Source organism: Bradyrhizobium frederickii (genome assembly GCF_004570865.1).
Taxonomy (GTDB): Bacteria; Pseudomonadota; Alphaproteobacteria; order Rhizobiales; family Xanthobacteraceae; genus Bradyrhizobium; species Bradyrhizobium frederickii.
In genome coordinates this window covers 26,973-39,457 of the sequence record NZ_SPQS01000007.1, presented here as the reverse complement: position 1 = coordinate 39,457, position 12,485 = coordinate 26,973, and the positions used below count along the sequence as shown (strand labels likewise).

Sequence of the window (12,485 nt, the reverse complement as noted above, 5' to 3'; positions counted from 1 at the left end):
AGGTTAACCCCTCCGCCATTCGGGCGCCGACGATGGACTCGCGCCGGCCCCTCGCCTCGTATAGACATTATCCATCGGGAAGAAAAGGAAAGCGGAGGACGGTCTGCCGTCGACCCCAGTGAGCCATGTTTCCCTGGCGGAACCGATTCACCTGCCGCCGCCGTTCACGTTGGTGCGGCTGCGCGAGAGTGGCGACGCTTTTGCCCACGCATGCCGCATTGCACCGGAAAGCGGCGCCGGTACGCTCGTCTATGTCGGCCGCTTCGACCTCGCAGAGTTCGCCGTCGTGCTCGAGCCGGCCGAGCCCTTACGCGGGGCGCGGCGTGCGTTCTACGCCGGCATGGTCGCGCTCACCGATGCGCTTCGCGCCTATGCGCCGCCGAGCAAGCCGATCACGATCGGCTGGCCGGATGAGGTCAGGATCGACGGCGGGTTGGTTGGCGGCGGCCGGATGGGATGGCCGTCCGATGCCGACGAGGATGCGCCGCCGCCCTGGCTGGTATTCGCAGCCATGATCCGGACGGTGGCCATGAGCGATGACGATCCCGGCGTTCACCCGCTGGCCTCGGCCCTGGATCAGGAAGGCTTTGGCGAGGTCGGCGCCGTGCAGATCACGGAGAGCTTCGCCCGGCATCTGATGCTGGCGCTGGATCGCTGGCGGGTCGACGGCTTTGACAGCCTCGCGCGCGACTATCTCACCCGGATGCCGCGCGAACGGCAGACGATGCAGCGCATCGACGATCGCGGCGATGTTCTGACACGCCGCATCGGGACGGATCGGGTCGAGCGAAGCGACCTCGTGCAGGCGCTCGCGACGCCGTCCTGGCTCGATCCCTCGCTTGGAGGACCGCGCCTGTGAAGCTCCTGCGTACCATCGCGCTCGATCCCTCCGACACCTTCGTGTTCGACGTGGCCGCGGAGCCGGGCGAATGGGCCGTCTCCGGCGCCTTCCGCTTCTGGGACCGCGACGGCGCCCGGCTCGAAGGCAAGGAGCGCGCGGCGTTTCGGGGCGGCTTCCTCGGGGTGCAATCCTGGGGCTGGTCGACGCTGGCGCAGATCGTGCCAGCCACCGCGGATGACTACCACAGTCTGATCGAGCTCCTGGCCAGGCAGCTGGTCGATCGTTTCGGCGCGCCGGACATGGCTGTCGCGAGGACCGCCGCGGAAGAAGAGGTCGCATTCGCGCAGTCGCTGTGCAGCCATCCGATCAGCTCGCTTATTGCAGTGCACCGTACCTCAAGCGATGGCGAGGTGCGCGAATCCTTCCGCCGGCTGCAGCTCCGCGAAGGGCAGGGCCACAGCAAGGCGATCTCGTTCATGGAAATGGAGGACGACGTCCAGCCCGACGGCGATCTCAAGCTTGCGGATCTGGGCCGGGAGCCGACCGACAGATGAACGATTTCTGGATCGCGTGTGGTCATCACCTGCTCGATCGCGACGAGGGCGGCGGGCTCCGCGTCACCGATGAGTTCCTCAAGGCCTATTTTGCCCGTCCGGAGCTGATGCCCCCGGAGGACGCGTGCCCGGTCGAACGCCGGCTGCACCGCGAACTGCTCGCCGAGCCGCGGCGCATGGTCAGCGCTGACGAGATCGCCGGGATCGTCGATGCCGATGCCCGGGAGAATTGGCGCTTCGTGCTGGCGTTTCGCGATCTCCTGGTGCGGCATCCGACGCTCGAAGCCGCCTATCTGGCATTCGTACGGTCCGGAGCGAACGATCTGCCGCCGCTGTTCGTCAACCAGCTCGTGCACGTCATCCTGCGCAACGCGCTCGATGGCTGCGACGACCCCTTCGTGCTGCGCGCGGCCGAGCTGTTCTTCCGGATCCAGCGCGTCCTGCCGCATGAGCAGGCCCTGTTGCTCGGCGACGAGGAGATCGTCGGCGGCCGGAGCCCGACCCCGGTGCTCTCTCTGATGTCGATGCTGGGGGCGACCATTGATGCGACGGTCGAGGTGTTGAGCGAGGATAATGCCCAGGCCTATTGGCAGCGCAGCGACCAGTTCGACATGGCGCTCGACCTCACGCCCGATGGGCCTGGACCAGCGGCGCTGGCCCTGGCGATGACGCGCTGGGTATCCCATCTGCTCGGTATCGACGTGACGATCGAGCCGCTGCGGGCACTGCAGGATGCTAGGCTGACCTGGTATGTCGGACTCGACGCCGACGCCACCAGGCTTGGCGACCGTCTTTGGCGCGGCGAAGAGCTCGACGAGCGCAGCGCCGACCGCGTGCTTGCGCTGTTCCGGCTGACCTTTGCGGATTCCAGCCAGGCGCTCGACGATGTCGGGGCTGAGCCCGTCTACTTGATCCTGTCGATGATGCCCGATCAGAAGCTTCGGTTGAAGCCGCAGAACCTGCTGACCGGGCTGCCGGTGAAACGTCTGGAGATGGCGACATGAGCCCTGCGGCGTTGCCGACCCTCTCGATTCCCGTCGGCGTCGTGGTCGAGCGGCGCAAGGCTGCCTCGCCCTGGGTCGACTTCGTCTGGCGCGGGATCGCCGTGCTGCCGGACGAGCCGGCCACAACACCCTGGACCGTGCTTCGCGAGCAGGGCGACACGACCCTGTTCTATGCCGGAAGCGCCGCCATCGAGCTTTATCCGTCCGAAACGGCGCGCTATCGCGACAATCTCGCGTCAGGCAATCCAAGCCTATGGACCGTGCTGTCGCCCTCCGAAGGCGCCTGGCCTTATGCGGTTGCGGCGGTGACCGCCGATCCTGCGGAGGGCGAGGGCTTTACCGAAGCTGGCGACAATCTGGTCGAGGCGGTGCCGATGCCGGAGGCCCTGCTTGAGACAATTGAAAAGTTCGTTGCCGAGCATCATGTCGAGCGGGAGTTCGTCAAGCGCAAGCGGCGCCGCGCCGACCCGGAGGCGCTGGCGCGGCGCGAACCTGAAGGCGGACAGGAATGAGCGAGGAGGAGTTCCTTTCGCGGTGGTCCCGCCGCAAGCGCGAATCGCGAGCGGAGCCGGCGAAGCCTGCCGAGGCACAGCCCACGCCGGCGGCCGAGACCCGGAACGCCGAGAGCGAGTTCGATCTCTCCAGCCTGCCGTCGATCGACGACATCAATGCTGCGACCGACATCACCGCCTTCCTGCGCAAGAACATTCCACAGGAGTTGAGCCGTGCGGCTCTTCGCCGCGCCTGGGCGACCGATCCCGCCATTCGCGACTTCGTCGGGCTTGCGGAGAATGCGTGGGACTTCAACGACCCGACTGCGATGCCCGGCTTTGGGCCACTGGATTGCTCCTCGGAGGAGCTGGCTGCGCTTGTCGATCGCGTCGTCGGCGGCGTGCGTGAGGCACTCCAATCCGCTCCCGAGGTCGAGGCAGCGGATTCTTCGCCGCAATTGCATCAAGCCGATGCCGCAGCGACCGCCGATGTCACCGAGCCGTCGGACGCGACCGACCCATTGGCAATCCCTGTTGCAACGCAACCGGCGACGGTTGACCGGTTGGCCGACCTTGCTGAACCGATCAGGACTCGCACGCATGGTGGTGCGTTGCCGCGCTGAGCAACGCGACCAAAGGCTATAGGCTAAGCCTATGAGGAGCGATTGACCGCCCGCGGAACCAGGATTACGCTTGCCTAGTGCTTTGTAACAAAAGCGATAATCAAGCAGACGGGACTTGGATGGGAGGTCCACGTGCGTGATGACGGGCTTGATCGCGCGATCGATGCCGCGGGCGGCATCGCTCAACTTGCGCGCAAAATCGGGATCAGCCAGCCCTCCGTCTCGAACTGGACGCGCGTGCCCGCACAACGGGTGGTTGTAGTCGAATCCGCCACGGGCGTCTCCCGGAATGATCTGCGGCCCGATCTCTACGGCGAACAAGCCGGTTCGGCCGAACTCGTCGATCCCATCGACGCCGCGCGCGCGCAGGAATACGCGTTGCTGGCGACGCTGCTGTCTGCGCCTCCGTCGAAACGTCTGCTCGATCGTCTCGCTGCGCTGACAGGTGACGCAACGCCGCTCGGGCGCGCACACGCGGCGCTGGCCGATGCCGCCGCGAGCGCGGTCGCAGCGCAAGTCGAGCGCGAGTATTTCGATCTGTTCGTCGGGCTGGGCCGCGGCGAATTGTTGCCCTACGCCTCCTATTACCTGACGGGCTTTCTGAACGAACGGCCGTTGTCGCGCCTGCGCGCCGATCTGACGGCGCTCGGCATCGAGCGGCTCGCCAACAATTCCGAACCCGAGGATCACGCCGCCATCCTGTGCGAGGTCATGTCGGGACTTGCCGACGGCAGCTTCGATGCTTCGCCCGAGGCGCAGCGCGCGTTCTTCGAAAAGCACGTGTCACCTTGGATGGGGCGGCTGTTCGCCGACATGGAGAGTGCCGGCAATGTCCGCTTCTATCGGACGGTCGGCGCGCTCGGGCGCACCTTCATCGAGATCGAGACGGAAGCATTCACATTCGCCAACTGATCGACGCGGGTCGGTCCGGGAGAGATGCGATGAGTGACGAGACGAAAGCAAAGGTCGGACGCCGCGACTTCCTTCGCAAGGTTGGCATCGGCACGGTCGGCGCCGGCGCGACGCTTGCGACGCCGCTCGTCGGGTCCGCGCAGGCGGACAGCGAGAACAACGATGAAAAGCGCAAGGCGCGCTACAAGGAATCCGATCACGTGAAGACGTTCTACCGCGTCAACCGTTATCCGGCCTGAGAGGGAGGCTGCCCGTGCTTATCAAGCGAACACACCAGCGTTCCGATCGCCGCGGCTCCGTCGCCGAATCCCTGGCGGGCCAGGGCGGCGGACTTGACCGCCGTACGTTCCTGCGCAGGTCCGGCCTCGCCGGCGGCGCTCTCGCCGCGCTGGGTGCCATGCCTGTCGCCAGCGTGCGGAAGGCGGAAGCGGCCGCTGCCGGCCCGCTCGCGGCTGGCGCCGTGGTCAAGAAGAGCATCTGCACGCACTGCGCGGTAGGCTGCACCGTGACGGCGGAAGTGCTCAATGGAGTCTGGATCGGGCAGGAGCCGAGCTGGGATTCGCCGATCAACCGCGGCTCGCATTGCGCCAAGGGCGCCTCGGTGCGCGAGCTGGTGCACAGCGATCGCCGGCTGCGCTATCCGATGAAGCTCGTCAACGGGCAGTGGACGCGCGTGTCGTGGGACACCGCGGTGAACGAGATCGGCGACAAGCTGCTTCAGGTCCGGGAGAAGTCGGGCAGCGATTCGGTCTACTGGCTCGGCTCGGCCAAGATGACCAACGAAGGCGCCTACCTGTTCCGCAAGCTCGGCGCGTTCTGGGGCACCAACAACACCGACCATCAGGCGCGAATCTGTCATTCCACCACCGTCACCGGCGTCGCCAACACCTGGGGCTACGGCGCGATGACGAACAGCATCAACGACATGCGCAATTCCAAGACGATGCTGTTCATCGGCAGCAACGCGGCGGAAGCGCATCCCGTCAGCATGCAGCATCTGCTGGAATCCAAGGAGCTCAACAAGGCGAACTTCATCGTCTTCGATCCGCGGCTGACCCGCACCGCGGCGCATGCCACTGAATATGTCCGGATCCGTCCGGGCACCGACATTCCTGTCCTCTACGGCATGATGTGGCACATCCTGAAGAACGGCTGGGAGGACAAGGAATTCATCGCCCAGCGCGTCTACGGTTTCGACGACCTGCGCAAGGAAGTCGAGAAGTGGAATCCGCAAGAGGTCGAGCGCGTCACCGGCGTGCCCGCCGCGCAGCTCGAGCGCGTCGCCAAGACGTTCGCGACGGTCAAGCCCGCGACCATCATCTGGTGCATGGGGCAGACGCAGCACACCGTCGGCACGGCCAATGTGCGCGCGAGCTGCATCGCGCTGCTGATGACCGGCAACGTCGGCAAGGCGGGCGCCGGCGCCAACATCCTGCGCGGCCATGACAACGTGCAAGGCGCGACCGACGTCGGCCTCGATATCGTAACTTTGCCGTTCTATTACGGCCTTGCGGAAGGAGCCTGGAAGCACTGGTCTCGGGTTTGGGAGGTCGATTACGAGTACCTGGTCTCCCGCTTCGACGAGAAGAAGCAGATGGAGACCCCAGGCATCCCGCTGACGCGGTGGTTTGACGCCGCGCTGTTGCCGAAGGCCGACGTCGCGCAGAAGGACAACGTCAAGGCCGTCTTCGTGCAAGGCCATGCCAGCAACAGCATCACCCGTATTCCCGAATCGCTGAAGGGCCTGAAGGCGCTGGAGCTGCTGGTGATCGCGGATCCGCACCCGACGACGTGGGCGTCTCTGGCGGTCGAGGCGGGACGCAAGGATGGCGTCTACATTCTGCCCGTCGCCACGCAATTCGAATGCACGGGATCGCGCGTCGCCTCCAACCGCTCGATGCAATGGGGCGAGCAGATCGTCAAGCCGATCTTCGAATCCAAGGACGACCTCGAGATCATCTATCTGCTCGCGAAGAAGTTCGGCTTCGCCGACAAGATGTTCAAGAACATCAAGGTCGAGAACAATCTCCCCGTCGCCGAGGACGTGCTGCGCGAGATCAACCGCGGAAGCTGGTCGACCGGTTATTGCGGCCAGTCGCCGGAGCGCATCAAGGCGCACATGAAGAACCAGCACAAGTTCGACCTGGTGACGATGCGCGCGCCGAAGGACGATCCGGAAGTCGGCGGCGACTATTACGGCCTGCCTTGGCCGTGTTGGGGCTCACCCGAGGTCAAGCATCCCGGCTCGCCGCTGCTCTACAACAACAATCTGCATGTCATGGACGGCGGCGGCGCGTTCCGCCCACGCTTCGGGATCGAGCGCGAGGAAAAGCTGCCGGACGGCACGACGCGGAAGGTGAGCCTGCTCGCCGACAAATCCTTCTCCAAGGGCTCGGAGATCGAGGACGGCTATCCCGAGTTCACGCTGGCGAGCCTGAAGAAGCTTGGTTGGGACACGGATCTGACCGAAGCCGAAATGGCGACGATCCAGAGGGTCAATCCGGCCAATCCGGATGCGGTATCCTGGGCGCTCGACCTTTCCGGCGGCATCCAGCGCGTCGCGCTGAAGCACGGCTGCGTGCCCTTCGGCAACGGCAAGGCGCGCATGAATGCGTTCGGCTTGCCGGACCCGATCCCGGTCCATCGCGAGCCGATCTACACGCCGCGCGTCGACCTCGTCGAGAAATATCCGACGTTGCCCGATGCCAAGCAGTTCCGCCTGCCCAATATCGGCTTCTCCGTGCAGAAGGCGGCGGTGGAGAAGGGGATCGCAAAGCAATTCCCGCTGATCCTCTCCTCGGGACGTCTCGTCGAATACGAAGGCGGCGGCGAGGAGACCCGCACCAATCCATGGCTCGCCGAATTGCAGCAGGACATGTTCATCGAGATCAGCCCGGCCGATGCCGCCGATCGCGGCATCAAGGACGGCGGCTGGGTCTGGGTGAGCGGCGCCGAAAACAATTCGCGCGCCAGGATGAAGGCGCTGGTGACCGAACGCGTCGGCAAGGGCGTCGCCTGGATGCCGTTCCATTTCGGCGGCTGGCTCGGCGGCGCCGACCTGCGCAAGAACTATCCCGCCGGCACCGATCCGATCGTGCTGGGCGAGAGCGCCAACACGATCACGAGCTACGGTTACGATCCTGCAACGGGCATGCAGGAGCCGAAGGTCACGCTTTGTCAGATCGTCGCAGCCTGAGAGGAGCACGCACATGGCTCGGATGAAATTTCTCTGCGACGCTGATCGCTGCATCGAGTGCAACGCCTGCGTCACCGCCTGCAAGAACGAGCACGAGGTGCCGTGGGGCATCAACCGGCGCCGCGTCGTCACCATCAACGACGGCAAGCCGGGCGAGCGATCGATCTCGATGGCCTGCATGCACTGCACGGACGCGCCCTGTGCGGCCGTGTGCCCGGTCAACTGCTTCTACACCACCGCCGACGGCGTCGTGCTGCACTCCAAGGATCTCTGCATCGGCTGCGGCTATTGCTTCTACGCCTGCCCGTTCGGCGCTCCCCAATATCCGAAGGTCGGCAACTTCGGCTCTCGCGGCAAGATGGACAAGTGCACCTATTGCGCCGGCGGTCCGGAGGCCGACGGCAGCAAGGAGGAATACGAGAAATACGGCGCGAACCGGCTGGCCGAAGGCAAGCTGCCGCTGTGTGCCGAAATGTGCTCGACCAAGTCGTTGCTTGCAGGCGACGGCGAGATCATTGCGCAGATCTACAAGGAGCGCGTCATGAAGCGCGGCTATGGCTCGGGCGCCTGGGGCTGGAAGACCGCATATCGCGAGACGATCGAGTCCTGACATGGGCAGTCGCAGGGCGCGCAATACCGGGGAGGACGTCATGGCGTCGTTTGGAAGGTCCGTTCGTCTGGCGCTGGGCGCCTGGGCGCTGCTTCTCTTGGTCATCGCGGTGCCGGCGGGCGCACAACAGGTCAATCCGACCGCAAGCGCGGTCAAGGAGCAGCAGCTTCTGCAGGAGCTCAACCGGATTCAGGGACGCGTCAGCATTCCCGATCAGCGATCCGGCGTTCTCGAGCAGCCGCAGGGGCGTGAGTGGCGGGAATTCCGCAATGTAACGCTGCCCTGGATCGGCGGCATTGCCATCCTCGGTATGATTGCGGCCATCGTGATCTTCTATCTCACCGTCGGCATGGTGCGTCTCGAGGCCGGCCGGTCGGGCCGCACCATCGTGCGCTTCAACGCGTTCGAGCGGTTCGTGCACTGGCTGACGGCAACCTGCTTCATCGTGCTGGCAATTTCGGGGCTCAACATCACGTTTGGCCGGCCGTTGCTGCTGCCGCTGATCGGCTTCGAGGCTTTCTCGGAATGGTCGCAATGGGCGAAGTTCGCCCACAACTATCTCAGCTTCCCGTTCACTCTCGGTGTCATCCTGATCTTCCTGATGTGGATCGGTGGCAATATCCCGAACAAGGTGGATGTCGAATGGGCGAAGCGCGGCGGGGGCCTGATCGGGCATGACCATCCGCCGGCCTATCGCTTCAACGGCGGCCAGAAGATGATTTACTGGATCGTCGTGATCGGCGGCGCGGTGGTCGCGACGAGTGGCTATGCGCTGATGTTCCCGTTCTATGGGACGGGAATCGAGGGCATGCAAATGGCCCAGATCGTCCACTCGATCGTGGCGGTCCTGTTCGTCGCGGCGATGATCGCGCACATCTATATCGGCACCATCGGGATGGAAGGTGCGTTCGAGGCCATGGGCTCGGGCGAGGTCGACGTCAACTGGGCGCGCGAGCACCACAGGCTCTGGCTCGAGGAGCAGAACGCGCGAACGGGACCGAACGACGGACAACCGCAGCCCGCAACCGAGGCGGCGGAGTAGGGCGCGCAGCCTGAAACCGGGCAGCCGGCTATGGGGCCGGCGCTTTGCCAAACAAGACGGAACGGTCCTGGATGTCCTGTTCGGGGAGCCGGGCCGCTTGACCTCTCTGCATGTCTTGAATGGAGGCCATGCCGCTCTGAGCGGAGCCGAACAGGGCGTGCGATTTGAGCATGGTGCTTGCCGCTCCGGCCAGAACCAGGGCTGCGATGAGCGAGAGCATGACGCGTTTCATGCGCATCTCCGTCTGCCATTTCCACCCGGCATGACCAATACATCCGCATTGTCCTTTTCGATGTGAGCCACTTCACAACGATCGGTTCCATGTTCGATGAGGCGGCCAACATGTTCCGCGCAGTGCGTGAGGACTCGAGCTTGCGATGCGGACGAATACCATATCGAAGTTCACCGCAGGCGAGCGCCGAATGCCGTACTTGAGCTCAGCCGCAGAACAGGTCGGTCGAGCCTAAGAGAATCCGTCCTTGACGATCGCGCTCTTTATTCTCTCTGCCGAATTTCAACAGCGCTGATTTGGAATCTTTCAAGGAAGAGCTTTGGATTCTTTCCAGGCCGCAACTCGACGACATCGCAGATGATCGAGACATTCTAAATCGCCATGCACGCATTTGCGTTGCCGTCGCGAGAGCGTCTTTCTAAAGAGGCGATGCAGATTGCTGGCAATCGGATGGGCTGACAAGACAACGGCCATCAATGCGAAGTGCGAGCCTGCAAAGGAATTGAGAGACGGGCCGCGGGGTCGAACTCGGATGCGAAGAGTGAATCTTCGATCCGGGATCGCCGCTGGCTGCGCGTGATCCGCTTCACGGCGAACCACATGCTATTGATAAAGGACTTTCTTGAAATGCGACGTACGGGTGGGGTCGGTACGGTAGCTCGCTTTGCTGCGGCGATGCTGGGTGGTGTGGCGTTGCTCGCGTGGTTCGAATCGCCTGCTCGGTCCCAAACGCCGCAAGGCGGCACCTCGCTTCCACCCGTGACCGTCGATGCGCCGGCGCAACAATCGGCGCGCCGTGCGCAAACAAGGCGAAACGACGCCCGGGTTCGATCGACGCCGCGGCGCGCGCCGCAGGCCGCAGCCGTCGCTGTGCAATCGCAACCGAGTGTCGTCCCCGAATTTGCCGGCGGACAGGTCGCTCAAGGCGCGCGGCTCGGACTGCTCGGAAATACCGGCACGATGAAGTCGCCGTTCAACGTGACGAGCTACACGGACAAGTTCATTCGGGATCAGCAGGCGGCAACGGGTGCGGATGCCTTGATCCTCGATCCGTCGGTCCGAAGCTCGCACCCGACGGGCGGCGTGGTGGACTCCTTCAACATTCGTGGATTTCCGATCAACGAAGGCAACAACGGTGAATTTGCCTTCGAGGGTCTTTACGGAATCGCGCCGACATATCGCATCTTCACAGACTACGTCGAGCGCATCGAGGTGCTCAAAGGTCCCTCAGCCGCGCTCTCCGGCATGGCGCCAAATGGCGGCGTTGGCGGGGTCATCAACGTCGTGCCCAAACGCGCGGAAGAGGACCTGACCCGCCTGACCGCAAGCTACGGCTCGACTGCACGTTTCGGCGGGCACTGGGATGTTGCGCGGCGCTACGGCGAGAGCAAGCAATGGGGCGTACGCGCCAGCGGGAGCGTCCGCGACGGCGACACGCCCATCGATCGCCAATCCGAGACGACAGGTGTCGGATCGCTGGCTCTCGACTATCGGGGCGAACGGTTCAGGTCCTGGCTCTACCTGATCGCGCAGACCGACCGGTTCGATGCGCCGTCACGTCCCTTTCTGATGGCCCCCGGCCTGCAGGTGCCAAAGGCGCCGGACGGACGGCTGAACGTGACCCAGCCCTGGGAATGGTCGCGTATAACCGACCAATCCGCCTTGCTGCGGACCGAGTACGATGTCAGCGATCAGGTCACGCTGTTTGCGGATGTCGGCGGATCCCGCACCAATGTCGAGCGGTTCTTCGGGCTTCCGACGATCGTCAACAGCAGCGGCAACACGACCTCGACACCCCAATTCTTCGGACTTGGCATCGATCGAAGCACCTATGATGGCGGCGTTCGCGCCCGCTTCGACACCGGCTTCGTTCATCACGCCGTGGCCTTCCAGGCGTCGGTTTACCATGACGCGCTGCACCGGCGGCTGACCAACGGCAGCCCGGTCACGTCGAACATCTACAATCCGACCGTCGCGCCGACCCAGTTCGCCAACGAGATCAGCGATCGCCCGCGGCTCTCGGACAGCGAGCTCACGGGGCTCTCCATTGCCGACACCTTGTCGGTGCTCGACGAGCGCGTGCTGCTGACCCTGGGTGTCAGGCGCCAGGGCATCGAGGCGCACAACTACGTCTCCAATGTCGGGACGCTGACGTCGTCCTATGACAGGAGCGCGGTCACCCCGGTGGTCGGCCTCGTCGTCCGGCCCGTGGAGAACATCTCCCTGTACGCGAACTACGTCGAAGGCCTCGCACGAGGCGACGTGGCGCCGCAGCAGCCGGGCGTTTCCAATCCCGGCGAAATTCTCCCGCCTTACGTCGCCAAGCAGTACGAGGCCGGCATCAAGGTGGATTTCGGCCGGATCGCAACCACCTTCAGCGCCTTCGAGATATCGAAGGCGAGCGGCGAGCTGTCCGCCGGGCGCTTCGCGGCGACCGCCGAGCAGCAAGTCCGCGGGCTCGAGTTCAACGTATACGGCGAGCTCATGCCGGATGTTCGCGTCCTCGGAGGCGTTTCGCTGCTGGACGGCACGCTGACGAAGACTGCCGTCGCGGCGAATGTCGGTCACACGCCGATCGGCGTTCCGGACATTCAGGCCAATATCGGCGTGGAGTGGGACCTGCCGTGGATGAGGGAGCTCACGCTGAACGGAGCCGTCATCTACAGCGGCAGGCAGTTCGTCGACACCGCGAACAAGCAGCCGATCCCGGAGTGGACGCGGCTCGATCTCGGCGCCCGCTACACCACGGCGATCAACGGCAGGAAGACGGTCTTCCGCGCAAACATCCAGAACGTGACCGGTGAGAGTTACTGGTCCAGCGTGGCCTCGTTCGGAACGTTCTTCCTGGGAGCGCCACGCACATATCTGCTGTCGATGACCGTGGACATGTGAAACGCCTCCGGCCGCTCGTGAAGACGCGGCCATGGGAGTCGTCGGCAGCGCGTCCGCAGACCGGTCAACCTGGTCGGCAAAGTGGATA

Annotated in this window: 12 protein-coding genes; 11 read left to right on the top strand and 1 reads right to left on the bottom strand. The window is 64.5% G+C overall.

The window, feature by feature from the left end; all coding sequences use genetic code 11:
• Positions 1 to 118 precede the first annotated feature (118 nt).
• From E4K64_RS13780 to E4K64_RS13730, 10 genes are all read left to right on the top strand, one after another.
• On the top strand, positions 119 to 859 hold the full coding sequence (locus E4K64_RS13780) for a biotin/lipoate--protein ligase family protein (RefSeq protein ID WP_235884666.1): 741 nt from the start codon (positions 119 to 121) through the stop codon (positions 857 to 859).
• Positions 856 to 1,395, top strand: a complete 540-nt coding sequence (locus E4K64_RS13775; protein ID WP_135164003.1) for a DUF6505 family protein — start codon at positions 856 to 858, stop codon at positions 1,393 to 1,395. Before E4K64_RS13780 ends, E4K64_RS13775 begins: the two co-directional genes overlap by 4 nt.
• Positions 1,392 to 2,399, top strand: coding sequence for a DUF6352 family protein (locus tag E4K64_RS13770; RefSeq protein WP_135164002.1), 1,008 nt, complete (start codon positions 1,392 to 1,394; stop codon positions 2,397 to 2,399). Before E4K64_RS13775 ends, E4K64_RS13770 begins: the two co-directional genes overlap by 4 nt.
• Positions 2,396 to 2,911, top strand: a complete 516-nt coding sequence (locus E4K64_RS13765; RefSeq protein ID WP_135164001.1) for a DUF3305 domain-containing protein — start codon at positions 2,396 to 2,398, stop codon at positions 2,909 to 2,911. The genes E4K64_RS13770 and E4K64_RS13765 overlap by 4 nt, the downstream gene beginning before the upstream one ends.
• Positions 2,908 to 3,513, top strand: a complete 606-nt coding sequence (locus E4K64_RS13760) for a DUF3306 domain-containing protein (RefSeq protein ID WP_135164000.1) — start codon at positions 2,908 to 2,910, stop codon at positions 3,511 to 3,513. Before E4K64_RS13765 ends, E4K64_RS13760 begins: the two co-directional genes overlap by 4 nt.
• A 132-nt stretch (positions 3,514 to 3,645) precedes the next feature.
• Positions 3,646 to 4,425 carry a molecular chaperone TorD family protein gene (locus E4K64_RS13755; RefSeq protein ID WP_135163999.1) on the top strand — a complete coding sequence of 260 codons (780 nt, stop codon included), beginning with the start codon at positions 3,646 to 3,648 and terminating at the stop codon, positions 4,423 to 4,425.
• A 29-nt stretch (positions 4,426 to 4,454) separates the two neighbouring features.
• On the top strand, positions 4,455 to 4,664 hold the full coding sequence (locus E4K64_RS13750; protein ID WP_008553089.1) for a twin-arginine translocation signal domain-containing protein: 210 nt from the start codon (positions 4,455 to 4,457) through the stop codon (positions 4,662 to 4,664).
• Between the two features lie 14 nt (positions 4,665 to 4,678).
• Positions 4,679 to 7,621, top strand: a complete 2,943-nt coding sequence (locus E4K64_RS40290; RefSeq protein WP_167771990.1) for a formate dehydrogenase subunit alpha — start codon at positions 4,679 to 4,681, stop codon at positions 7,619 to 7,621.
• Between the two features lie 13 nt (positions 7,622 to 7,634).
• Complete coding sequence (gene fdh3B, locus E4K64_RS13735) at positions 7,635 to 8,231, top strand: formate dehydrogenase FDH3 subunit beta (RefSeq protein WP_007592757.1); 597 nt, start codon at positions 7,635 to 7,637, stop codon at positions 8,229 to 8,231.
• Between the two features lie 40 nt (positions 8,232 to 8,271).
• Entirely contained in the window at positions 8,272 to 9,273 is a 1,002-nt protein-coding gene (locus E4K64_RS13730) for a formate dehydrogenase subunit gamma (protein WP_135163998.1), read from the top strand.
• A 28-nt stretch (positions 9,274 to 9,301) separates the two neighbouring features.
• Here E4K64_RS13730 and E4K64_RS13725 read toward each other — a convergent pair whose 3' ends face one another.
• Complete coding sequence (locus tag E4K64_RS13725) at positions 9,302 to 9,505, bottom strand: hypothetical protein (RefSeq protein ID WP_235884665.1); 204 nt, start codon at positions 9,503 to 9,505, stop codon at positions 9,302 to 9,304.
• A gap of 600 nt (positions 9,506 to 10,105) precedes the next feature.
• Here E4K64_RS13725 and E4K64_RS13720 point away from each other — a divergent pair.
• Positions 10,106 to 12,397: a TonB-dependent receptor gene (locus E4K64_RS13720; protein ID WP_209311961.1), complete on the top strand. Its 2,292-nt coding sequence runs from the start codon at positions 10,106 to 10,108 to the stop codon at positions 12,395 to 12,397.
• Positions 12,398 to 12,485 lie beyond the last annotated feature (88 nt).

What these genes read in the sequence shown, in the direction of transcription:
- E4K64_RS13770 (WP_135164002.1), top strand. Translation starts at nt 1,392, where the DNA reads ATGAACGATTTCTGGATCGCGTGTGGTCATCACCTGCTCGATCGCGAC.
- E4K64_RS13765 (WP_135164001.1), top strand. Translation starts at nt 2,396, where the DNA reads ATGAGCCCTGCGGCGTTGCCGACCCTCTCGATTCCCGTCGGCGTCGTG.
- E4K64_RS13760 (WP_135164000.1), top strand. Translation starts at nt 2,908, where the DNA reads ATGAGCGAGGAGGAGTTCCTTTCGCGGTGGTCCCGCCGCAAGCGCGAA.
- E4K64_RS13750 (WP_008553089.1), top strand. Translation starts at nt 4,455, where the DNA reads ATGAGTGACGAGACGAAAGCAAAGGTCGGACGCCGCGACTTCCTTCGC.
- fdh3B (WP_007592757.1), top strand. Translation starts at nt 7,635, where the DNA reads ATGGCTCGGATGAAATTTCTCTGCGACGCTGATCGCTGCATCGAGTGC.
- E4K64_RS13730 (WP_135163998.1), top strand. Translation starts at nt 8,272, where the DNA reads ATGGCGTCGTTTGGAAGGTCCGTTCGTCTGGCGCTGGGCGCCTGGGCG.
- E4K64_RS13725 (WP_235884665.1), bottom strand. Translation starts at nt 9,505, where the DNA reads ATGAAACGCGTCATGCTCTCGCTCATCGCAGCCCTGGTTCTGGCCGGA.
- E4K64_RS13720 (WP_209311961.1), top strand. Translation starts at nt 10,106, where the DNA reads ATGCTATTGATAAAGGACTTTCTTGAAATGCGACGTACGGGTGGGGTC.